This is a genomic window from Leptothrix sp. (in: b-proteobacteria) (genome assembly GCF_965250675.1).
In the GTDB taxonomy this organism is placed as follows: domain Bacteria; phylum Pseudomonadota; class Gammaproteobacteria; order Burkholderiales; family Burkholderiaceae_C; genus Sphaerotilus.
The window spans coordinates 834510-856743 of the sequence record NZ_CBDFPH010000008.1 but is presented as its reverse complement, the minus strand read 5'-3'; the positions used below and the strand labels follow the sequence as shown (position 1 = coordinate 856743).

General features: G+C 66.3%; 19 protein-coding genes and 2 pseudogenes. 7 read left to right on the top strand and 14 right to left on the bottom strand.

The window, feature by feature from the left end; genetic code table 11:
• The 6 genes and pseudogenes from AC5IG3_RS13380 to fliF all read right to left on the bottom strand — a co-directional run.
• Window positions 1-417, bottom strand: a pseudogene (locus AC5IG3_RS13380) (hypothetical protein); the annotation flags it as partial.
• A 14-nt stretch (window positions 418-431) separates the two neighbouring features.
• Complete coding sequence (gene fliJ, locus AC5IG3_RS13375) at window positions 432-911, bottom strand: flagellar export protein FliJ (protein WP_491906770.1); 480 nt, start codon at window positions 909-911, stop codon at window positions 432-434.
• Window positions 912-994: 83 nt separating this feature from the next.
• A pseudogene (fliI, locus tag AC5IG3_RS13370) lies at window positions 995-2396 on the bottom strand (flagellar protein export ATPase FliI).
• Window positions 2393-3223, bottom strand: a complete 831-nt coding sequence (locus AC5IG3_RS13365) for a FliH/SctL family protein (RefSeq protein ID WP_491906769.1) — start codon at window positions 3221-3223, stop codon at window positions 2393-2395. The pseudogene fliI and the gene AC5IG3_RS13365 overlap by 4 nt, the downstream one beginning before the upstream one ends.
• A complete protein-coding gene (fliG, locus tag AC5IG3_RS13360; protein WP_491906768.1) occupies window positions 3207-4202 on the bottom strand; it encodes a flagellar motor switch protein FliG in 996 nt (331 codons plus the stop codon). Before fliG ends, AC5IG3_RS13365 begins: the two co-directional genes overlap by 17 nt.
• A gap of 36 nt (window positions 4203-4238) precedes the next feature.
• Window positions 4239-5975, bottom strand: a complete 1737-nt coding sequence (fliF, locus tag AC5IG3_RS13355; RefSeq protein ID WP_491906767.1) for a flagellar basal-body MS-ring/collar protein FliF — start codon at window positions 5973-5975, stop codon at window positions 4239-4241.
• 142 nt (window positions 5976-6117) lie between these two features.
• On the opposite strand from fliF, the gene fliE reads away from it, so the two are divergent.
• Window positions 6118-6492, top strand: a complete 375-nt coding sequence (gene fliE, locus AC5IG3_RS13350; RefSeq protein ID WP_491906766.1) for a flagellar hook-basal body complex protein FliE — start codon at window positions 6118-6120, stop codon at window positions 6490-6492.
• A 9-nt stretch (window positions 6493-6501) separates the two neighbouring features.
• On the opposite strand, the gene AC5IG3_RS13345 is transcribed toward fliE, so the two are convergent.
• The 6 genes from AC5IG3_RS13345 to AC5IG3_RS13320 all read right to left on the bottom strand — a co-directional run bounded on the left by AC5IG3_RS13345 (window position 6502) and on the right by AC5IG3_RS13320 (window position 11936).
• Entirely contained in the window at window positions 6502-7284 is a 783-nt protein-coding gene (locus tag AC5IG3_RS13345) for a flagellar brake protein (RefSeq protein WP_491906765.1), read from the bottom strand.
• A 36-nt stretch (window positions 7285-7320) separates the two neighbouring features.
• Window positions 7321-7668 carry a flagellar protein FliT gene (locus AC5IG3_RS13340; RefSeq protein WP_491906764.1) on the bottom strand — a complete coding sequence of 116 codons (348 nt, stop codon included), beginning with the start codon at window positions 7666-7668 and terminating at the stop codon, window positions 7321-7323.
• 72 nt (window positions 7669-7740) lie between these two features.
• Window positions 7741-8160: a flagellar export chaperone FliS gene (fliS, locus tag AC5IG3_RS13335; protein WP_491906763.1), complete on the bottom strand. Its 420-nt coding sequence runs from the start codon at window positions 8158-8160 to the stop codon at window positions 7741-7743.
• Window positions 8161-8303: 143 nt separating this feature from the next.
• Window positions 8304-9743, bottom strand: a complete 1440-nt coding sequence (gene fliD, locus AC5IG3_RS13330; protein WP_491906762.1) for a flagellar filament capping protein FliD — start codon at window positions 9741-9743, stop codon at window positions 8304-8306.
• 148 nt (window positions 9744-9891) lie between these two features.
• Window positions 9892-10758 (bottom strand): flagellin domain-containing protein, encoded by an 867-nt coding sequence (locus tag AC5IG3_RS13325; RefSeq protein ID WP_491906761.1) that lies wholly within the window; start codon window positions 10756-10758, stop codon window positions 9892-9894.
• 311 nt (window positions 10759-11069) lie between these two features.
• Window positions 11070-11936: a flagellin N-terminal helical domain-containing protein gene (locus AC5IG3_RS13320; RefSeq protein ID WP_491906760.1), complete on the bottom strand. Its 867-nt coding sequence runs from the start codon at window positions 11934-11936 to the stop codon at window positions 11070-11072.
• A gap of 327 nt (window positions 11937-12263) precedes the next feature.
• On the opposite strand from AC5IG3_RS13320, the gene AC5IG3_RS13315 reads away from it, so the two are divergent.
• Window positions 12264-14243 (top strand): O-linked N-acetylglucosamine transferase, SPINDLY family protein, encoded by a 1980-nt coding sequence (locus tag AC5IG3_RS13315; RefSeq protein WP_491906759.1) that lies wholly within the window; start codon window positions 12264-12266, stop codon window positions 14241-14243.
• Between the two features lie 21 nt (window positions 14244-14264).
• Window positions 14265-16601, top strand: coding sequence for a glycosyltransferase family protein (locus AC5IG3_RS13310; RefSeq protein WP_491906758.1), 2337 nt, complete (start codon window positions 14265-14267; stop codon window positions 16599-16601).
• Window positions 16602-16604: 3 nt separating this feature from the next.
• Here AC5IG3_RS13310 and AC5IG3_RS13305 read toward each other — a convergent pair whose 3' ends face one another.
• Together AC5IG3_RS13305 and AC5IG3_RS13300 are read right to left on the bottom strand one after the other, a co-directional pair.
• Entirely contained in the window at window positions 16605-17708 is a 1104-nt protein-coding gene (locus AC5IG3_RS13305; RefSeq protein WP_491906757.1) for a DegT/DnrJ/EryC1/StrS family aminotransferase, read from the bottom strand.
• The gene (locus AC5IG3_RS13300; protein WP_491906756.1) at window positions 17705-18151 is read right to left on the bottom strand and encodes a sugar 3,4-ketoisomerase; all 447 of its coding nucleotides are present in this window, start codon (window positions 18149-18151) and stop codon (window positions 17705-17707) included. The genes AC5IG3_RS13305 and AC5IG3_RS13300 overlap by 4 nt, the downstream gene beginning before the upstream one ends.
• Before the next feature lie 205 nt (window positions 18152-18356).
• On the opposite strand from AC5IG3_RS13300, the gene AC5IG3_RS13295 reads away from it, so the two are divergent.
• Genes AC5IG3_RS13295 through AC5IG3_RS13280 form a run of 4 tightly spaced genes read left to right on the top strand, consistent with a single transcriptional unit; the run spans window position 18357 to window position 22159 of the window.
• The gene (locus AC5IG3_RS13295) at window positions 18357-19322 is read left to right on the top strand and encodes a GNAT family N-acetyltransferase (RefSeq protein WP_491906755.1); all 966 of its coding nucleotides are present in this window, start codon (window positions 18357-18359) and stop codon (window positions 19320-19322) included.
• Entirely contained in the window at window positions 19319-20062 is a 744-nt protein-coding gene (locus AC5IG3_RS13290) for a class I SAM-dependent methyltransferase (RefSeq protein ID WP_491906754.1), read from the top strand. Before AC5IG3_RS13295 ends, AC5IG3_RS13290 begins: the two co-directional genes overlap by 4 nt.
• Complete coding sequence (locus AC5IG3_RS13285; RefSeq protein WP_491906753.1) at window positions 20055-21431, top strand: NAD(P)/FAD-dependent oxidoreductase; 1377 nt, start codon at window positions 20055-20057, stop codon at window positions 21429-21431. Before AC5IG3_RS13290 ends, AC5IG3_RS13285 begins: the two co-directional genes overlap by 8 nt.
• Entirely contained in the window at window positions 21428-22159 is a 732-nt protein-coding gene (locus tag AC5IG3_RS13280; protein WP_491906752.1) for a class I SAM-dependent methyltransferase, read from the top strand. The genes AC5IG3_RS13285 and AC5IG3_RS13280 overlap by 4 nt, the downstream gene beginning before the upstream one ends.
• Window positions 22160-22234: the final 75 nt, after the last annotated feature.

Here is a 22234-nt window from a genome sequence, read left to right as displayed (position 1 = left end):
GGCGGGCGCGCGGTGCGCGGCCGGTTTCTCAGTCGGATTCGCTTCGTCGGCCTCATCGGCGCGGGGTGACACCGCGTTGCTGCGGGCGCCAGGGGCCGGCGTGCGGCGTTGCACGGCGGTGCGCTCGTCTGCAGTCGGCTCGGCGCCCTGCTCGTCCGTGCCCATGGCGGCATCGGCTGATGCCATGTCCGCCGCGTTCGATCGGGCTGGATGCACGCCGTGGCGCGCATTCACCGCCGGGCGGGCACTGTCGGCGGACGGCGTGGACTGGGCAGCCTGCGCTTGCTGCATCAGCCCGGCGAAGGTGCCGGACTTGCTTGGCGGTGCGCTGTCGGCGGACTTGCGGGCGCCCGGCTCGGACTGGATGCGGTCACGCCGGGCGGTCTCTGCGCTCAGGCTGGACAAGTTGCTGGACATGGCTCGACAGCCCCTTAGCGCATCAGCGCGCTGCTCGGCCCGGCGTTCAGGCGCTGCCAGGCCATGCGCGAGGCAAATTCATCCAGCTGCTTCTGCTCGCGGCGCTCGGTGTTGCGGGTGTGCGCGGTTTCGCGCCGCTCGATCAGCTTGCGCACCGAGGCCACCCGCACCTCGGCGGCCAGGGTGGCGGTGCGGGCACGGTCGAGTTCCAGCCGCAGCCGCGCCACCTGGTGGCCCTGCATGTCGACCGCGCCGCGCAGGCGGCCCAGAAACTCCTGGTAGCACTGCATCAGCACCATGGTGACGCCGGTGCGGAACTGTGCGGTCCAGCGCTGTTCGTATTCGCTGCGGTAGTCGCTGAGCTGCTGTTGCTGGGCCAGGGCGGCGGTGAGGCCCGCCTCGACCTTGCGCTGCGCCGTCAAGGCATCGTCGCGTTGACGCTCGGCATGTTCCAGCAGGACTAGCAGGGGTTGGAGTGTCGATGAATGAGCCATGCCGAATGATTCATCGGTTTGCCCAGGTGCCAAAGCCGGACAAGCGCGGTGTCTCGGGGGCTATTCCAAATTCAGCCGCCGGTTCAGCGGCTGGCAGCCACCTGCTGCATCACCTGCACGCTGTCGGCCAGGGTGGCACGCTGCCAGGTGTCCTGCTGCAGCAGCGCCATCATGGCGGGCTGGGCGCGCACGGCCAGGTCGAGCTCGGCGTCGTGCCCGGGCACGTAGGCGCCCAGCTGGATCAGGTCACGGGCCTTGTTGACGCGCGACAGCATCTGGCGCAGCCGGCGCGCGGCCTCGATGTGTTCGCGCGGCGCGACGTTGGTCATCACGCGCGAGATGGATTTCTCGATGTCGATGGCCGGGTAGTGGCCCGACTCGGCCAGCTCGCGGCTCAGCACGATGTGGCCGTCCAGGATGCCGCGCGCCGCGTCGGCGATCGGGTCCTGCTGGTCGTCGCCCTCACTCAGCACGGTGTAGAACGCGGTGATCGAGCCGCCGCCGGCCAGGCCGTTGCCGCTGCGCTCCACCAGTTGCGGCAGCTTGGCAAAACAGCTCGGCGGATAGCCCTTGGTGGCCGGCGGCTCGCCGATCGCCAGCGCCGATCTCGCGCTGCGCCATGGCGTAGCGCGTGAGCGAGTCCATCAGCAGCAGCACGTCCAGGCCCTGGTCGCGAAAGTGTTCGGCAATCGCGGTAGCGTAGGTCGCGCCCTGCATGCGGATCAGCGGCGGCGCATCGGCCGGGGCGGCCACCACCACGCTGCGCTTGATGCCTTCCTCGCCCAGGATGTCTTCGATGAATTCCTTGACCTCGCGGCCGCGCTCGCCGATCAGGCCGACCACGATCACATCCGCCGCGGTGTAGCGCGCCATCATGCCCAGCAACACCGATTTGCCCACGCCGGTGCCGGCAAACAGGCCCATGCGCTGGCCCCGGCCGACCGTCAGCAGCGAGTTGATGGCCCGCACGCCGGTATCCAGCGGCTGGCGCACCGGGTCGCGTTCCATGGCGTTGAGCGGACGGCGCGCCATCGGCTCGGGGCGCACCATCTGCAGCGGTCCGAGCTTGTCCATCGGCACGCCCTGCGCATCCACCACCCGGCCGAGCAGGCCGGCGCCGACCGGCAGATGGCGCGAGCGGTCCTCGCTGCGCCGCCACGGGTGCGCGGGCTGGCCCAGTTCGGGCGCCTGCACCACCAAGTCGAGCGGCACGACGCGTGCGCCGCTGACCAGGCCGTGCACCTCACCGGTGGGCATCAGGAAAGCCCGGTCGCCCGAGAAGCCGACCACCTCGGCCGGCACGGACGGCAGGCCGGGCATCTGCACTTCGCAGAGCGAGCCGACCGGCGCGCGGATGCCCGCCGCCTCCAGCACGATGCCCGACACCCGCACCAGCGAGCCGTAGACCACCGGCGGCACGGGGCTGGCGGCGAATTGGCTCAGGTCATTGAGATAGCGGTTCCACTCGGTCAGCGCGATGCTCATGCGGCACCTCCAGCGTCTGCGGCGTCCAGCGCATCGCCAGCATCTGGCACGTCCACCACTTTCCAGGCCTCAGCCCGGCCGAGCGTGGCGCAGGCGCGCTGCCAGCGCACGGCCACCTGGGCGTCGACCACGCCGATGTCGGACTCGACCAGGCAGCCGCCACGCTCGATCTGCGCGTCAGCCACCAGCCGGGCGCCCCGGTCGGCCAGCAGGTCGGCGCAGCCTTCGGCCACCAGCGCCTGGTCTTCGGGGTGGAGCCGCACGCTGACGTGGCGGGCCGAGTTGAGCAGCGCGCCCAGCGCCTCCTGCGTCACGGCCAGCACCAGCCGGGGATCGGCCTGGATGTCACTGCGCACCACGTGGCGCGCCACATCGAGCGCGATGCCGGCCACGCGCTGGGCCAGGTCGCGCTGCAGTTCATCCAGCTGCGTCTGCAGCTGCTGCACCACCGCGTCGACCTGGGCGCTGGTCTGGGCGGCAAAGCTGTGCTTGAAGTTCTCCAGCGCGCTCAGGCCGTCGCGGTAGCCGTCCTGGTAGCCGCCGTCGCGGGCCTGGCGCACGGCCTCGGCGTGGGCGGCTTCGAGCGCGAGCGCCTCGGCACGGCGGCGCGCCTCGAAGGCGGCGCTTTCCTCGGGGTTGTCGGTGGCGCGGCGCTGCACCGGCGGCGGTGCCTTCGGCTCGGGCGGGCTGCCACCGGAGCGGTGCGCGGCGGGTGCGCCGCCGAAGTTACCAGGCGTCCAGGCCGCAAAGCCGTTGAGTTCCTCGCGCGGAATGAAGCGGCTGTAGACGCCGGGACGGGCGCCCGACTTGTCAGACGAACTGGTCATCGCCGCCTCCGCCCAACACGATCTGGCCTTCATCGGCCAGACGGCGGACGATCTTCAGCATTTCCTTCTGCTCGGCCTCGACGTCCGACAGCCGCACCGGGCCGCGCGATTCGAGGTCTTCTTTCAGCGTCTCGGCTGCACGGCTCGACATGTTGCGGAAGACCTTGTCGCGCATCTCGGGCGTCGAGCCCTTGAGCGCGATGATGAGCGACTCGCTCTGCACTTCCTTCAACAGCGACTGGATGCCCTTGTCGTCGATCTTGACCACGTCGTCGAAGGTGAACATGTTGTCCATGATCTTCTGCGCCAGGTCGCCATCGGCCTCGCGGATGTAGTCCAGCACCGAGGTCTCGATCGCCGAGCCCATCATGTTGATGATCTCCGCCGCGCTCTTCACGCCACCCAGATTGGCCTTGCGCATGCGGTCGCCGCCGGCCAGCACCTTCGAGAGCACCTCGTTCAGGTCCTTGAGCGCACTCGGCTGGATGCCGTCGAGCGTGGCCACGCGCACCATCACCTCGTTGCGCGTGCGCTCGGGCAGGCCCTTGAGCACGTCGGCCACCTGGTCGAACTCCAGGTGCACCAGGATGGCGGCGACGATCTGCGGGTGCTCGTTGCGCATCAGCTCGGCAATCGCGGCCGGATCCATCCACTTCAGGCTCTCGATGCCCGAGACGTCGCTGCCCTGCAGGATGCGGTCGATCAGCAGATTGGCCTTGTCCTCGCCCAGGGCCTTGCGCAGCACGGCCTTGACGTACTCGTCGGTGTCGGTGACGAGGGTGCTGTGGTCGGCCGCCTCGGCGTGAAACCGGTTGATGACGCCATCGAAGCGCTCGCGCGAGACCGACTTCATGCGGGCGATGGTCTCGCCCAGGCGCTGCACTTCCTTGGGGCTGAGGTGCTTGAAGACCTCGGCAGCCTCTTCCTCGCCGAGCGACATCAGCAGGATGGCCGCGTCTTCCAGGCCTTTTTCGTCCATGATTTCTTGGCCCTTGATAGGTAAAGGTGCGTGGCGTCAGCTTTCGCCGCTGACCCAGCCGCGCATGATGTTGGCCACGGCCATCGGGTTCTCACGCGCCATCTTGCGGGCATTCTCGATGCGTTGCTGCGACTCGATCTGCGCCGGGCTGGGCAGCGCGGGCACATTGGCGGCGTTCTCCAGCGCCAGGGCGGCGGCTGCGGCTTCCTCGCCTTCGAGCGCGGGCAGTTGCTGCTCGTCGTCCACCACCGCGTCCAGCAGCGGCGGGGCCGGCGGCGGCGGGGCTGCCTGCTTGAGCGCCGGGCGGATCGCGCCGAACACGATCACCAGGGCCAGCAGCGCCAGGCCGATCGGGCCGGCAAACTGGCGCAGCAGGTCGCGCATCTCAGGCTGCTTCCACAGCGGCGTGGTGTCTTCAATCGGCTTCTCGACCTGGAACGGCGTGTTGATCACCTTGACCGAATCCCCCCGGTCCTTGCTGAAACCCACGGTTTCCTGCACCAGCGAGGTGAGCTTGTCGAGGTCTTCCTGGCTCATCGCCACCGACTGCACGACGCCCTTCTTGTCGGTGACGCTGCGGTGGTTGACCACCACGGCCGCGCTCAGGCGCTTGATGGTGCCGGTGGCGCCGCGCGTGACGCGCACGGTCTTGTCGACCTCGTAGTTGGTCAGCGCCTCGCGCTTGCCGGTGCCCCCGGTGCCGCCGGTCTGGGCCGGCTGCATGGGCTGGGCGTTGCCGTTGATGGGCGCGGCAGCCGGCAGCGGCGGCTGGTTGCTGGTGGCGCCGGGCACGCCGGTGGGCATGTTGGTGGCGCCGCCGTTGCTCTCGGAGGTCTGCGCGCTGCGCACAGCCGCCGGCTCCTGGCCCTGGTTGGGCTTGAACTCTTCGGAGGTCGATTCGGTCTGCGAGAAATCCAGCTCGGCGCTGACCTGCGCGCGCAGGTTCTCGCGTCCGACCACCGGCTCCAGGATGTCCATGATGCGCTTCGTGTACTGCGCCTCGATGTTGTTGACGTACTGCAGCTGCTGCGCGTCCAGCCCGCCATTGGCGCCGGCCATACCTTCAGGCGAGCCGGTCAGCAGCGTGCCGGTCTGGTCGAGCACGCTCACCGCCTTGGGGTTGAGTTCGGGCAGGCTCGACGCCACCAGGTGCACGATGCCGGCCAGCTGGGCGCGGTCCAGCGTCCGGCCCGGGTGCAGCGTCAGCAGCACGCTGGCGCTGGGCTTCTGCTGGTCGCGAAAGAAACCGTTCTGGTTGGGCAGTGCCAGGTGCACGCGGGCCCCCTCCACGGCCGACAGGGCCGTGATCGAGCGCACCAGCTCGCCCTCCAGGCCGCGCTGGAAGTTCAGCCGCTCCTGGAACTGCGTGGTGCCGAAGCGGGCGTTGTCCATCAGCTCGAAACCCACCGTGCCGCCCTTGGGCAGGCCGGCCTGGGCCAGCTTCAGGCGCGCGTCATGGACCTTGTCGGCCGGCACCAGGATGGCGGTACCACCCTCGGTGAACTTGTAGGGCACCGCCATCTGCGACAGCTGCGCGACGATGGCGCCGCCGTCCTTGTCCGACACGTTGGCAAACAGCACCTTGTAGTCGGGCGAGCTGCTCCACAGGGCCGACGCCACCACCAGCGCCAGCAGCGCAGCAATGCCACCGCCCAGCGCCACCTTGCGGGCCATGGGCAGCGCGGCCAGGCGCGCGCCGAACCCCACCGGGCCGGCATCGGCCTCGGCGGCGACGGTGTTGGGCGTGAGAGGTTGCAGCGCAGCTTGTTCCATGGCGCTGATTATTCGCAAACCCGGCCTGCCACGATGCCGAGAACAGCCCAGCGATCCGCCCCCACTTCGCACCATCCCGGCGCGGCCACGCCACTACAGTGAGCTACATGACGACAAGGCTCATTGCCCGCGTCAGCCGCCCATGAATGTTCAACTCAAACCGTTCAATTTCGCGCAAGCCGCCACCCGTGCCGGCATGCCTGAGGTCGCCCAGCGCGTGCGCCAGCAGGCGCAGACGGCTGGGCTGAGTGGCGCAGATGCGGCTGGCGGCTCATCGGGCGTACAGGGCGCCAGTGGTGGTTTTTCGCAGGTCTTCAGCAGCGCGCTGCGCGGCGTGAGCCAGGCGCAACTGGGCGCACAGGCCATGCAGCGGGAGGTGTCGATGGACAACCCCACCGTCAGCATCGAACAGACCATGCTGGCCATGCAGAAAGCGCAGATCGGCTTCCAGGCCACGCTGCAGGTGCGCAACAAGCTGGCGCAGGCCTACAGCGAAATCATGAACATGCAGGTCTGATCGACCCGCTCAAAGCGACACCAGCCGGCGCTTCTTCTGCGCCAGCTCCAGATACCGCTGCAGCACGCGCTGGCCTTCGGCGTCGATGGGGCGCAGATCGCAGCCCAGCCGCCAGCCTGGCGGCCCGCCCTGCTGGACCGTCTGCGCCACGGCGTGCACGATGCTCAGCTGCACCGTGATGCGGGTGGCGATGTCCAGCTCCAGCACGGCGGCTTCGATCACGCGCCCGACCTGCAGCCCCGGCACCGGCTCCTGCAGCAGCAACGCCACGCCGCCGTGGCTCAGGTCCAGCACACGCAAGGTCAGCGGCGGCACCTCGGTGCCGGGCGCACCCAGACGCATGCGCGGCTGGCCCGGCCCGACCGGGCGGACGCGGAAACTCTCGCGCCGCTGAAACCGGTAGATCTCCTGCGGGAACTGCGCATGCAGCGCGCTGGCATCGCGCCCGTGCACCAGCATCAATCCCTGCACATCAAACTGCACCTTGACGCTGTCGAGGTAGCCCACCGCCACCGCCTCGTCCGCCGCCAGCAGGCGCTGCACGCGCTCATCGGCCGGGTCGACCGCAAACACCAGCACGCCGCGTGCGGCGTCCTCGCCCCACAGACTGGTGGTGTAGTTCAGGCCATCCGGCATGGCCAGCGTGAGGGGCGCCTCGGCCGCCACGAACTGCCGCAGCAGGGCCTGCACCTCGACCGCGCTGCGCAGGCGGTACTGCGCCAGCGGCGCGACCGGCTCGGCCACCTGGGCACGCAGGGGCATCGGATCGATCTGCAGGGTGGAGCGTGTCATGTCGGCGCTTCTTGACAGGTCTTGCAGTCTTGCGAATCAGTGCAGCACGCCGCCCGGGTGGCCCGTCAGCATGTTGTCGATGTCTTCCAGCCACGGCTCGGCCAGGTGGCGGATCTCGGCGTCGTTGAGCAGGATGCGCTGCATGATGCGCGCCTTGACCTGCACCTCGTCGCGGCCCAGCTCGCGCTCATGCGCGGCGTGCTTGAGCTGCGAGATCAGCACCGCACAAGCGCCTTCGAGCTTGACCACCCGATCCCAGTCGCCCGTGCGCGCGGCTTCCAGCATCTCGCGACTGGCGGTCTCGATGGCCTCGTAGTACTGCAGCAAGGCATGGTTGATGGACTGGGCAGGAGCGGCGGCGGTCTTCATGATGGTGTGCGACATGGCGGTGTGGGGTCAGGCGGTGCAGCGTCTGGGAAACTGGAATACGGCAACAGGATCAGGATCGGGGGTGGCTCAGGACTGCAGCGAAGCCGCCATCCCGGCCCAGCCCTCACGCACCGGCTCGATCAGCGCCAGCACCTCTTTCAGCGCCGCGTCGTCGTTGCGCAGATTGGCGTGCATCAGGCGCACCTGGCAGTAGTCGTACAGGTCGCGCAGGTTGAGCGCGATCTCGCCCCCGGCCTGCAGGTTCAGCGCAGCCTTGAGACCCTCGTCGAGGATGCGTCCGGCGTGGCTGATGTGGCGGCCCTTGTCCTCGATGCGGCCTTCGGCCATCGAAACCCGCGCCAGCTTGATGTCCCCCAGCAGGCCGTCGAACAGCATCAGCGTCAGCTTGTGCGGCGAGGCGGTGGAAACACCCGTCTCCACACCCACTTGCTGATACATGTGGGCCGAGTGGCGGGGACGACCGAAAGGTGACGCTTGGCTGAACATGGGGGACTTCCTGTGCGTGGGTTTGTTTGAACTGCTTGTAAGAGTTATCGACCAGCACCGGGTCGACTTGAGTTGCAGAGCACCGTTTTAAGCCTTGAAATGCGCCACGGCAGCACGGCTTATGACGTCATTGACGGCGTACATCAGGCAGAACTCTTGTTCATGTTGGTGATCTGCTGCGTCATGTAGGACGACAGGCCGTTCAGCGTGCTCATCTTGGTGTCGAGCGCGGTGTACTGCGCCCGCATGCGGGTCTCGACCTGCGTCATGCGCGTGTTGAAGCTTTCCTGCCGCTTGGTGTTGGCGTCGATCTGGCGCTGCAGGCTGCTGCTGCGCGTGGTGATCGAGCCCTCGAAGCTCAGCAGGCCGTCGCCCCACTTCTGGATTCGGGTGGCAAAACCGTTGCCGGTGTCGAGCACGGCATCCTTGGTGGCAAACAGCGCCTTGACGTCCGAGAGCTTGCCCAGCGCGTTGGTCAGCTTGGTGCTGTCGACCTTGAGCGTGCCGTCGGCCTGAGGGTCGAGGCCGATGTCCGCCATGCGCTTGAAGGCACCGCTCACACCACTGGTGTCGCCGATGATCCCGCGCATGGCCGCGCGCAACGCGTTGGTGCCCGAGTCGCCCTGCAGCGTCGAGCCCTTTTTCGCCGTCGCGTCGTACTTGGTCTGGTCGGTCAGGTACTTGTTGAGGTTGTTGTAGGCGTCCGAGAACGCCGTGACCGCCGTCTTGATCGCATCGGTGTTGCTGGCCACGGTCAAATCCACCGCAGTCGTGGTGGTCTTGGCGAGCTTGATCGTCACGCCCGTCACCACATCGCTCAACAGATTGCTCGACGAGGTCACCGCCAGGCCGTCGATGGTGGCCTTGGCGTCCTTGGCGGCCTGCGTCTGGGTCATGGAGCCGATGCCGGCAGAAGGGTCGTAGGCCAGCTTCGAGAGGCCGCTGGCGTCGCTGTTGTTGCCGTCGCCGTCCGTGGCCGTGACGCGAAATGCGTTGGCCGTGCCGGTCTCGGTGGAACGCATCACGAGTCGCGAGCCCGACGCATCGTTGACGAGGGAGGCCGTCACGCCAGCCTTGGCGGCATTGATCTTGTCGCGCACATCGGCCAGGGTGTCGGTGGCCGAGATGGTCACATCCACCCCCGTGCTGCCGCTCTTGGGCGCGAAGCTGGTGGGGTCCGTTCCGTAGGTGCCCATTTCCAGGCGCAGGACACCGGCGCCCACCGTCGAGACCGAGGCGGGCCAGGCGCTGGACGCCAGCGTCTGCGCCCCCGCCAGCTGCTGCACGGTCAGGCTGTAGCTGGCGGCCGAGGCCGCGCTGTCGGTGGTGGCAGTGAAGACGCTCGCGTCCCCGGGCGTCGCGGTGGTGTTGCCCCAGGTGGTGGACTTGGTCAGCGCGAGGGCGCTGTCACGCAGGGCCGAGACATAGCTCTGGATTTTTCCGTAGGCGCTCAACTTGCTCTGGATCTTGGTCGCCTCCGTCTGCATTTGCTGCAGAGGCGCTTTCTCGACCGACATCAACTGGGTGACGATCGAACTGACATCCAAACCGCTGCCGATACCGGCTGAACTGATGCTGGCCATGATGCGTACCCTTCATCGATGCAGAGACGAAAAAGAAAAGTCGTCCGGCGATTTCTTTACCGCCAGACGACTTGTCTATCGGCGCCGGGCGCGCCAACTTGAGCACCACCCGTGCAGAACCGCACCACAGCCCGAGCTGTGCCAGGCATCAGCCCAGCAGCTTCATGACCTGCTGGGGCAGCTGATTGGCCTGCGCGATCATCGCGTTGCCGGCCTGCTGCAGGATCTGCGAGCGGCTCAGGTTGGAGGTTTCCGCCGCGAAGTCCGCGTCCATGATCCGGCTGCGCGCGGCCGACTGGTTCTCCACCGACACCTGCAGGTTCGAGATCACCGAGTCGAAGCGCGACTGCGATGCACCCAGCGTGGCACGCTCGGAGTTGATGATGTCGAGCGCGTCATCAATCGCATCGATGGTGGTGTTAATGGTGCCGGCCGTTGCCGCTGCACTGTCGATCGTGGAGCGACCCGCACCCGTGTTGTCCGTACCCGCCACGGAGACGATGGTGGCATTGGTCGTCATGTTGGTCGTGGTGATGTCGATCGTGTCGTCCGTTGTGGTGTTGGCGCCGACCTGGAAGGTCTGTGCACCCGCATCCGCGCCCAGGATGGCCTTGCCGTTGAAGGTTGTGCCGCCCGCGACGCGCTGAATTTCCTTGGCGAGCTCGCCGAACTCCTTGTCGAGCGAGTCGCGGTCGCTGTCGCTGTTGGTCGCGTTCTTCGACTGCACCGCCAGCTCACGCATGCGCTGCAGCGAATCCGACACCTTGCCCAGCGCGCCTTCAGCGGTCTGCGCCATCGAGATGCCGTCGTTCGCGTTGCGAACCGCCACGTTCATGCCCTTGACCTGCGCGTTCATGCGCTCGGCAATCGCCAGACCCGCCGCATCGTCCTTGGCGCTGTTGACGCGCAGACCTGAGGACAGGCGCTGCATCGAGGTCGCCAGGGACGCTTGCGACATCGATTGATTGCGCTGTGCGTTCAGGGAGACCAGGTTGGTGTTGATCGTCTGGGCCATGGTGATTCACTCCAAATCCAAAAAAAGATCTCACGTGAAAGCGGCAGGTGCACGCTGCCGATGCGGACCCAAGCAACTTGGGAAACGAGTTGCCGGGCGGGGCCCGGTCGGCAGAAGCACGTGTGAACTTCTGTGTAATGGATTGTGGGCAAGACCACGCCTGTGCAAAACGACGAAATGCAGGCTGAAGCGCCCGCTATTTCCGGATCTGGAAAGCACAACGCCACCGGCGCAGCAGCGCGGTGGCGTTGTGGAAGAGCAAGACCTGCGACCACGGCGTCTTGCCGCAGCCGTGGGCCGACCATCAGGGATCAGCGCAGCAGCGACATCACCTGCTGGGGCAGCTGGTTGGCCTGCGAAATCATCGCGTTGCCGGCCTGCTGCAGGATCTGCGAGCGGCTCAGGTTGGAGGTTTCCGCCGCAAAGTCCGCATCCATGATCCGGCTGCGCGCGGCCGACTGGTTTTCCACCGAGACCTGCAGGTTCGAGATCACCGAGTCAAAGCGCGACTGCGATGCACCCATCGTGGCGCGCTCGGAGTTGACGAGGTCGAGTGCGTCATCGATCGCATCGATGGTGGCGTCGATGGTGCCGCCCGTTCCCGCTGCACTGTCAATCGTGGCGCGACCTGCACCCGTGTTGTCCGTGCCGGCCACGACGGTGATGCTGGCGTTGGTCGTCATGTTGGTCGTGGTGATGTCGATCGAGTCGTCGGTCGTGGTGTTGGCGCCGACCTGGAAGGTCTGCGCACCCGCATCCGCGCCCAGAACGGCCTTGCCGTTGAAGGTCGTGCCACCCACGACGCGCTGGATTTCCTTGGCGAGCTCGCCGAATTCCTTGTCGAGCGAGTCGCGGTCGCTGTCGCTGTTGGTCGCGTTCTTCGACTGCACCGCCAGCTCACGCATGCGCTGCAGCGAATCACCCACCTTGCCCAGCGCGCCTTCAGCGGTCTGCGCCATCGAGATGCCATCGTTCGCGTTGCGAACCGCCACGTTCATGCCCTTGACCTGTGCGTTCATGCGCTCGGCAATCGCCAGGCCGGCCGCGTCGTCCTTGGCGCTGTTGACGCGCAGACCTGAGGACAGGCGTTGCATCGAGGTTGCGAGTGAAGATTGCGAAGCAGCCTGGTTGCGCTGCGCGTTCATCGAAATGATGTTGGTGTTGATCGTGGAAGCCATTTTGAACTCCTGAGAGGAAGCGTTGAACCGTTGGTGAACTCGGCAATGAGCGCCGTTGAGACTGCTTGTCCGGCGCTCGTCAGCCTGGATGCGGGTTCAGGTCAAAGGCCTTCATCACATCAGCCGGCTTACCGGACCACGGATCTTTTCTGCGACCCGTTGAAATTGTTATCGGTGACGGTCCGGAAAAACTTTAGGCCCGTCTTGCCGAAATTCCTTGTCTGTGTCAGCCACGGAACTGGGGGTCAGGCGCGCAGCATTTCATCGGTTCCCCTGCGGGTCTTCTTGAATACATTGGTGTGACTTTTTTCAGATCCGTCCGCATCCATGAGCACACTCACCCCAGCGCCCCAGGCGCAACGCGCGCACCAGGCCTGGCAGGAGGGCTGCAAGCACCGCAGCGCCGGCCGTCACGGCCCGGCCCGCACCGCGTTTGCACGCGCCGCGAAGGCCGCCCCGGGCGAGGCGCTCTACTGGATCAATCTGGCGCGCAGCGAGCGGCAGTTGGGCGCAACCCAGGCCTGCGAAGACGCAGCCCGGCGTGCGACGCTGCTGGACCCCGGACAGTGGGCGTACTGCCACTTCCTGGTCGAACGCCTGCAGAAGGTGCGCAACTACACCGCAGCCCTGGAAGCACTGGATCGCTACGCAAGCACCACGCTCGGGCATGAACTGCCCGCCGCCTGGCAGATGGCGCGAGGCGAGGCGATGTACCACCTCAGCCGCACGGAAGAGGCCCTCCCGCACTTCATGCAGGCCCTGGTTCTGAGCAACACAGGGCCGCAGGAAAACACCGAACTCGCGCGTATCCAACGCAATGCGGCGCTCATGCTGGGCCACAGCATGGCTACGCTCAAACGCCGCGACGAAGCCGCCGTGTGCTTTCGCATGTCGCTGGACACCGATCCCCTGGCCATCGGCAGCGCGCTCTACGCCGCGCACTACAGCGCCTGGGGCTGCGATTGGGCCGAATTGCCCACCGACCTGCAGCGCCTCCAGGACACGCTGAACACTGTGCGCGCGCTGCCGCCAGGCGCGTCGATGCAGGACTTCAGCCCTTTTTGCCTGCTGGGCCTGAGCGACGACCCGGACCTGATGCGCTGGTGCGCCGAGCATGCCGGCGCCAACGCCAATGCCAGCGTGCCCGCTGCCGTGCGCCCCCGACACCGCGTTCCCCGGCCCGACGGGCGCTTGCGGCTGGGGCTGATCTCGTCGGACTTCCATCACCACGCCACCAGCATGCTGCTGGTGCAGGCGCTGGAGCACATCGACCGCAGCCGCTACGAGCTGTTCTTCTACAGCGGCGGCCCGGATGACCGCTCGCCACTGCGTGCCCGCATTCTGGCCACCGCCACGCAGGTGCATGAGGTGGCGCTGTGGTCCCACGCGCGCCTGACCGAACAGATCCGGCAAGACCAGATCGGCGTGCTGTTCGATCTGAAGGGTTTCACCGCCGATCACCGCCTGGATGTCATCGCCGCCCGCCCGGCACCGCTGCAGGTGGCGTGGCTGGGATACCCCGGCACCGGCGGTTCGGCCCACCTCGACTACGTGATGGGCGACGCCATCGTCACGCCGCTGGAGAGTCAGGCCGACTTCACCGAAACCATCGCCCAGCTGCCGCACTGCTACCAGCCCAATGACGGCCTGCGCTCACAGCCCGCAGCATGGAGCCGCGCCGAATGCGGCCTGCCCGAAGCGGCGCTGGTGCTGGCGAGCTTCAACCAGTCCTACAAGACCACGCCCGAGGTCTTTGCCGCCTGGTGCCGGATCCTGGCTGCCACGCCGCACGCCGTGCTGTGGATGCTGGTGCCCGAAGCCGATACCCAGGCCCGGCTGCGCGAGGCCGCGCAGCGCCATGGCATCGACGGCCAGCGCCTCGTCTTTGCGCCCTTCCTGGGCATCGAATCGCACCGCTCGCGGCTGCCGCAGGCCGACCTGATCCTCGACACCTTCCCCTGCAGCGGCCACACCACCGCCAGCGACGCGCTGTGGGCCGGCGTGCCCGTGCTCACGCTCATCGGCCGCACCTTTGCCGCCCGCGTGGCGGCCAGCCTGCTGCACACGCTGGGCCTGGACGAACTGGTCTGCGCCGACCTGGACACCTACACCGCACGGGCGCTGGCGCTCTGCCACGACACCGCTGCGCTGGCAGAGGTGCGCGCCCGACTGGCGCAAGCCATCCAGACCTCGCCGCTGTTCGATGGCGCCCGCTTTGCCGCCGACTGGCAAGCCCTGATCGAGCGCATGGTGGCGCGACAGGACGCCGGGCTGGCGCCGGCACCGCTGGCGGCACAGGCCGGCTGATCACAATAACCAGAGCTGAAGATGTCCGAAATTGCTGCACTCCATGTCTGCCTCGTTGCACCACCTGGCTATCTGCACAGCGACGCCCTGTTGGACCCTGCCCTGTATCTGGCGCATCAGCTCGCCCGTTTCGGTGGCGACGTCAGCATTGATCGCAACCGGCTGCGTCACGATGCAGTCAATATCGTTTTCGGAGCCCACAACGGCTTCGATGAAAAGTGGTGCGCGCGCTATAGCTGTCTGTTCGTTAACCTGGAGCAGCTGGCCGCAGGCGGCGCACGCGTGCCAGCCGCCTACCTGAAGCTCTTGCGCAGCGCCGCGGTGATCGATTACGACGCAAGCAACCCACCGGCCTACACCGACCGGCCCGAGGATGTGCCGCTGATGAGCTTCGGCCACGCCAGCCACCTGGCGCCGGCACCTGAAGAGGCGCTCCCGCTAGGGCAGCGGTCGATCGACGTCTTGTTCTTCGGCAGCATGAATGCGCGCCGCCAAGCGCTCATTGCACGCATTGAGGCCACAGGTAGGCGCGTCACAGTGGCGCCATCACCCTTGTACGGCGCCGAGCGTGACGCGCTGATCCGTGCGGCCAAGGTGGTCGTCAACATGCCTTATTACGAAAGTGCGTTGTTTGAGCAGGTGCGCGCCTTTCTTTGCCAGTCCCTGGGAACACCGGTCCTATCAGAGCGCCTGGCCAGCACGCGCGTGCCGCCGCAATGGGAGCCATGCATCAGCTGGTTCGATGCTGATTCCCTGGAAACGGCGTTTGGCCCCGCGTTTGACAGCCGGGAGTTCCAGGCGCAGCTGAACCGGCAGTTGACCTGCTTCGAGGCGCTGGACCCGACAGGCAGCCACGCCGACATCGCCGTCTTCGCCACGGGCATGTGGAAGGTTCACAGCACCATGGCCATCGGACAAACGCGCGAGGACGCCTGGCTCTACGGCCCCCCGGACTCACTCGGTACAGATCGAAAACCGGCACCGCTGTTTCAGTACCTCGATGAGGCCACAGCCCGGATCCGGCATTGCATCGCCCAGGATCACCAAGAAAAGGCCTTGCGCCTGCTGGTCCAGGCGGTCAGCCAGCATTTCTGTCTGCCCGGGGTCAACCACCACGGGCTTTACTACCCGGAACTCGACGACTGCGTCACGGCACTGGCCCACGCCCGCCCGCCCCTGCCAGCCCGCCCACCGCGCGGCGAAGGCGTCACCCTTTTCATTGCCAGCGAGCTTTACCAGGTTGGAGGACACACCAAGGTGCTGCTGGACATGGCACGCGCGGTCAAACGACCGGTGGTGGTGCTCACTGACGTGTTTGATCGCTACGGCGGCGACCTGAACAACGCACCGTGGATCGAGTCCATGTTCGCGGGCATCCAGGTGCTGTGCCTGCCTGATGGGCCACTGACGGGCAAAGTGAACAACCTTGCCCGATTGGCCGCTGCGCTGCCGGTAGGGCAGATCGTGTACATGCAGCACCACCAGGATCCTGTCGCGTTCGTCGGTACGCTGGCGCATCCTTGTGCACGCAAGGTGTTCATCCACCATGCCGACCACAACCCCAGCCTAGGCTGTACCCTGACCGGCGTGAGACATGCCGACCTATCGGCCTACACCCAGTCGCTGTGCTCCACGCACCTGGGCGGCCCTGCCGCGCTGGTGCCCATGCACGTGCCAGACCAGGGTTGCCGCGCCAGCCGCAGGGTGAGTGGCAGTACGTACTCGGTCGTGACCTCAGGGCGTCCGGGAAAATTCACGCGCGAAGGCCCCTTTGCCCTGCACCAGTTGATTGCCACCACCCTGAAAGCCATGGCCGGCAGCTTCTATTTCATCGGCCCGCTGGACGAAGAATGGACGACTTCCATCCGCGTACATCTCCGCGAAGCGGGCCTGGACGACAGGCGCTTCGTCCCGCTGGGCCTGGTGCCATCGCTGTGGGCCACGCTGCGCTCGCTTGATGTGGATGTCTACCTCGGCTCGGCACCCATCGGCGGTGGGCGCGCTGCCATTGAAGCCCAGGGGGCTGGCCTGCCCGTCGTGATTTTCAAGGGCTACGAAGCGGGATCGCTGACGGAAAACTACAGTGTCTACGCCTCGCCGGAGCTGGGATGGTCGACGCTGGAGGAACTGTCTGCCTTGCTGTCGACCCTGGGCGAGCGGGTCATGTCCTTGGCGCGCCAGGCCCGCGATCACTACGACCAACACTACTCCGCCGACGCTTTCAAGCGCGCCTTGGCGGACTTGTTGGGCGCCGACGCAGTGCGCAGCGCAGCCAAGCCAGAGGCGCCGGCACGTTCACCGTCCAAGGCACGGCCCCAGGCTGCGCGGCACGCTGCGAAGTCATCCGCGCGGCGCTGAATCTCAACTGCGCCGGCAAGCCTCGCGCAGCACGGCGGCCACCTCGCGCACCTGCGCGGACGTCATGTAGGGCGCCATCGGCAGACTGAGGACCTGGTCCTGCAGGCGCTCGGCGAGCGGTAGCAGGCAGCCAGCCAAATCAGCCGCATAGGCAACTTGGCGGTGGCAGGCGGTGGGGTAATGAATGCTGCTGCCCACACCCGCCTGCTGGAGGGCCTGCTGCAGGTACGCCCTTTGCTCCGTCAGCACCACCAGCAAATGCCAGACAGGCTGGGCCTGCGGCACGATGTGCTGCAAGGTCAGCGGCAGCCCCTGCAACTCCTGACGATAGAGCTCTGCTATCACAGCACGGTGCGCATTATCTGCATCCAGGTATGGCAGCTTGACGGCCAGGAAGGCCGCCTGCAGATCGTCCAGCCTGGAGTTGAAGCCGATCTGGTCATGCCGGTACTTGATCGTCGAGCCGTAGTTGCGCAAGGCGCGCAGGCGCTGCGCCAGGGCCGCATCGTTCGTGGTGATGGCGCCGCCGTCGCCCAGCGCGCCCAGGTTCTTGCCAGGGTAGAAGCTGAATCCCGCCGCATCCCCCAGGCCGCCCACACGCCGGCCGTCCCAGCGGGCGCCGTGGGCCTGAGCCGCGTCTTCGATGAGGCGCAAACCATGACGATCGGCCACCGCGCGCAGCGCGGTCATATCCGCCGGCTGGCCATACAGGTGCACGGCCAGAATGGCGGCAGTGCGCGGCGTGATGGCCGCCTCGACCGCCGCCGGATCGATGTTGAAGGTGCGGACATCGGGCTCAACCGGAACCGGCATCGCGCCAGCGTGGCTGACAGCCAGCCAAGTGGCGATGAAAGTATGCGCGGGCACGATGACCTCGTCGCCTGCACCGATACCCATGCCACGCAGGATCAGGTGCAGAGCGTCCAACCCATTGGCAACGCCCACACAGTGCTCTACGCCGCAGTAGTCGGCAAAGGCCTGCTCAAACTGTTCGGACTCGCGCCCCAGGATGTACCAGCCACCCGCCAGCACCCGCGCGAGCGCCGCCTGCAAGGCCGGTTCGTGGGGCGCATTGACCTGCTTGAGGTCCAGGAAGGGAATGTTCATGCCCAGCGCGCCCGCATGTAGTCGGCGTAGTCGCGGTAATAGTCGGCCTCGTCATAGCGCGCGGACGCCAGCACCATGCAGACGGCGCCCGACGAGAAGTTGTCTAACTCGCGCCAGATCATGGGGCAGAGATAGAGCCCGTTGTAGGACCGATTCATGTGCACACGCTTTTTCTCGCGGCCATCGTCAAGCACCACATCGAAGCTGCCAGACATGGCAACGATGAACTGGTGAAGGCCCTTGTGCGCATGCCCGCCACGCTCAGAACCACCGGGCACGTCGTACAAGTAGTAAACGCGTGCAATGGAGAACGGCACCTGCTCATTGCCTTCGATGAAGGTGAGGTTCCCGCGAGGATCGTGCACCTTGGGAAGGTCGATCATGCGGCACTGAGCAAGCCCGAACGAGTGGGTGTTGGTGAGATCAGGGGGAGATTTGCTCATGCGAATTCCTTGGGTCGCCCGCGCCTGGGTCAGTCGCGCCGATAAAGAAGCCGGCACCCATGCTACAAGCAGCCCCGCTCGGCAAAGCGTTTAAATGGGTGCAGTACCTTGCAGTTTTTCGCCCTTGAGCCGCTGGAAACGGCATCAAGATTCGTCCGGTACGGTCCCGCCACGTGGGCGCGACCAGCCCAAGAGTTCCTCCCCCATGAACCCGCCCGCCATGCACCTGGCTGACAACCAATTCATCGATGCAGCGACCGCTGTGTCCTGCCGCTCCAGCACGCCCCTGGGCGGACTGTTCCATTCGCCGGGCTTTTTCAGATTGCACGCCCCGGTCGGCGCAGGCAACGCGCATTTCTTCGAGTGGTGCAAGGGCACGCAGGTGCTGGGCAGCGTGCATTTCCGCCGCGATGACCAGGGCCTGTGGCGCAATCCGGCCCGCGGCACGTTTGCCGGCTATGCCACCCGCGGGCTGGAGCTGGAGGGGCTGATGGACTTCCACGCGGCAGTCGAGAACCGCCTGCAGCAGCACGGGGGCTGCGGCATGGAAATCCTGCTGCCGCCCCAGGCGCACGGCACTGTCGCCGTTGCCCAACAAATTTACGCACTGCGGGCGCGGGGTTTGAGCATCAGCCGCTGCGACCTGAACCAGTCGCTGGAGGTTTCGGCAGTCCCGCTGAGCGAGCGCATGAGCTACGGCAATCGCAAGCGCTTGAACAAGTGCCAGCGAGAGGGCCACGAAGCACGCCAGGTGGGTCTGGATGCCTTGAGCGAGGTCTACGCCTGCATTGCAAGCAACCGGGCAGCCAAGGGCTACCCGATGTCCATGTCACTGAACGCCCTGCAGGACATGGCGACGGCACTCCCTGACAGCCTGGTGTTGTTCGAATGCCGCCAGAACGGGCGGGTGAGCGCATCGGCGGTTTGCCTGCGGCTGGACGCACAGACGCTTTACGTCTTCTACTGGGGCGATGCGCCCGGCCAGTCCACCCACAGCCCGGTAGTGATGGTGGCCGAGGCCATCTACACCCACTGCCAGCGCGAAGGTGTGCGCCTCCTCGATGTCGGCACCTCGACCATCGACACCGAGCCCCACTTCGGACTGCTGCATTTCAAGCAAGGCCTGGGCATGGCCGAGTCCCTCAAGTTCCGCATGGAGAAGCGATGGTGACCCCCTGCACACGCGACTTGGACGACTACACCCAGCAGTACTTCCAGCTGCCATTCGAGCCGATCCAGGCGGCCTACCGGCGCAAGGTGGTGCTGGCGCAGATAGCACGGCTGCGGCCGGCCAGCCTGCTGGAAGTGGGCTGCGGCCACCTGCCGCTGTTCACCGACCTGCCCAACCTGACGGTCACCGTGGTGGAGCCGGCACCCTTGTTCGCAGCCCATGCACGAAGCCTGGCAGCAACGCACGGCAACACCACCGTCGTGGAAGGCCTGCTGGAGGAACAAACCGCACAGCTGGGACGCTTCGACTGCATCGTGATCAGTTGCCTGCTGCATGAGGTTCCCGATCCTCAGCAACTGCTGGCGGCAGCACGCCAGTTGTGCACGCCTCAGACGGTGCTGCATGTGAGTGTGCCCAACGCCCATTCGGTGCATCGCCTACTGGCTGTGGCCATGGGGCTGATCGACGCGCCAGCGGAACGTTCGGACACCCAGATCCGCATGCAACAGCGCGCCACCTACGACAGCCAGACGCTGCAGCTTGAGTTACAGCAGGCTGGCTTCGAGGTGATGGAGTCCGGAAGCCTCTTCATCAAGCCCTTCACCCACGCGCAGATGCAAGGCTTGGTTGACCAGAATTTTCTGACATCCCAGGTGCTGGATGGGCTTGACCAGCTGGCCAAGCTGATGCCGGAACACGGCTCGGAAATCTGGTGCAACGCCAGATGCTGCGATGCGTGAACTGCTGGTGATCGGCAGCGGGCTGGCGGGCCTGATCATTGCACTGGGCCATGCCCGTCGCGGGCACGACGTGACACTGCTTTCCGACGCACGCACACCCGGCGGGCACTTTGCCGGCCTACAGGTCGATGAACTGGATTTCGACCTGGGCATGGTCCTGTTTGAGCAACACCAGCCCGCCGCTCCATGCGACGACTGGCGCAACTTCAACCCACATCAACGCAACGACTGGACCCGGTTCGGGCACAAGGTCAGCGCCTGGTTGAATCAGGAGGTGACGCTGCTGGGCACGCCAACGCCGCTGTGCGTGGTCGAAGGTCGTGCGTGGCCGGACTTCCTGATCGCCAATCGCCTGGACGCCTTCGCAGGCCAGGACCTGGGCACTTCGGGCCTGCTGCCGCCTGATCACCCGACACATGCACGCAACAAGCTCCACCCAGGCCGGTATGACAGTCTCAGCTACGCAGACGCGGCAGCGTCGCAACACGGGAGCGCGCTGCAGGCACGCTTCATCGAACCCTTTGTACGCAAATTAACCGATGCCGGCTCCGATGCCTTCCTGGCACGGCACCACCGGGCGGCCTGGGTTCCGCTGTACTACCCCGAGACTTTGCGAGACGCCGTGGCGGGTCGCGCGGTGACGCTGGCCGAATACCCGTTCTGGACTACGGCGGAGGGTTGTGTGTCGACCTGGGTCCGGCAGTTGAACAAACAGGCTGCGGGACAAGCTGGGTTGCGCCTCGACCCGAACCCGCTCGTCACGCTGAAACAAACCCCGGCAGGCATCGAAGCCACCACCGCCGCAGGCCAGCGGCATATTGCCAGGGACGCCGTGATTGCCCTGTCACCCGAGAGGTGCCTGTCCCTGCTGGGCTTGCCTGCCATGGCGCCTCCGCCCGCAGCGTCCGTTGCCCTGCTTCTGGCCAGCGTACCCGCTGACCAGTTGCCGCATCCTCTGGCTTGCACGATGGTGGTGGACGAAGACATGGCGCTCTACCGGGCCACGTCGCCGGACGGGCTGGCCGGGCTGCATCGCCCCCGCGTCAGGCTGGTGGCAGAGGCCAATCCCGAGGTGCTGAAACGCCAGAATCCCGGCGTGGAGCCGGCGACCGCGCTGCGCAACGAACTGGCCCGGCTGACCGGCGTATCGAAAGCCGATCACTTGCACATCCATCGGTTCCTGGTTGCACAGCAGGCTCTGACACTGCCGTCGCCTGCGGCATTGGCGTACAGCCAAGCCATGCACTCGGTCGTGCGTCAACAGCTGCCGCAGGCCCGACTCACCGCAAGCCTGCTGGGCTACGGCGTGTCATCGCTGAACGACCAGATCGCCCAAGCCCTCCAAATCCTGGAAGTCATCGCATCGTGACCACCACCCCCACAGCGTTGGAACGCATCGCCGATCAGTACCACCTGAACGAAGCCGTGCCCGACAAGTTCATCGAGGATATTTGCCAGCACTATTGCTGTGACTGGCTGCGCACGCTGATCAACCCTGGCGACCGCGTGATCGAACTCGGATTTGGCGAGGGCATCACCGTGGCGGCCCTGTCCGCGCATGCAGCGCACTACACCGTGGTGGAGGGTGCGCCCAGCCTGGCCGCCAAGCTCCGCGCGCAGCACCCGGATGTGGAGGCGATCGAGGCGCTGTTCGAGTCCTACCGGCCCGCACAGCCGTGCGACAAGCTGCTGGCGCTGCATGTGTTCGAGCACGTCGACCACCCCGTCGCGCTGGGTCGCCACCTGGCGCAATGGCTCAAGCCAGACGGAGAACTGATCGTCATCGTCCCCAACCGGGGATCGCTGCACCGACGCTTGGCGGTGCTCATGGGGCTACAGCCAGAGCTCGGCTCCCTCAGCCCGCGAGACCACATCGTCGGCCATCAACGTGTCTATGACATCGCTGACCTGCATACTGACCTGCGCGAGGCTGGCTTCGAGCCTCTGGAAACACGGGGATTCTTTCTCAAGACGCTACCCAACGGCATGATGCTGGACCACTCGCCGGCCCTGCTGCTGGCGCTCAATCAACTCGGAGACACGCTTCCGGCCGAGTTTCAGGCCAACCTGGCCGTTCGGCTCAAGCGCATTGCCTGAGCTGAGCGGCCGCAGCGTGTAGGTGTTTGTCTGACAGGCCCGATGGCGCACGACCGACTCAAGTGCGAGAAATGG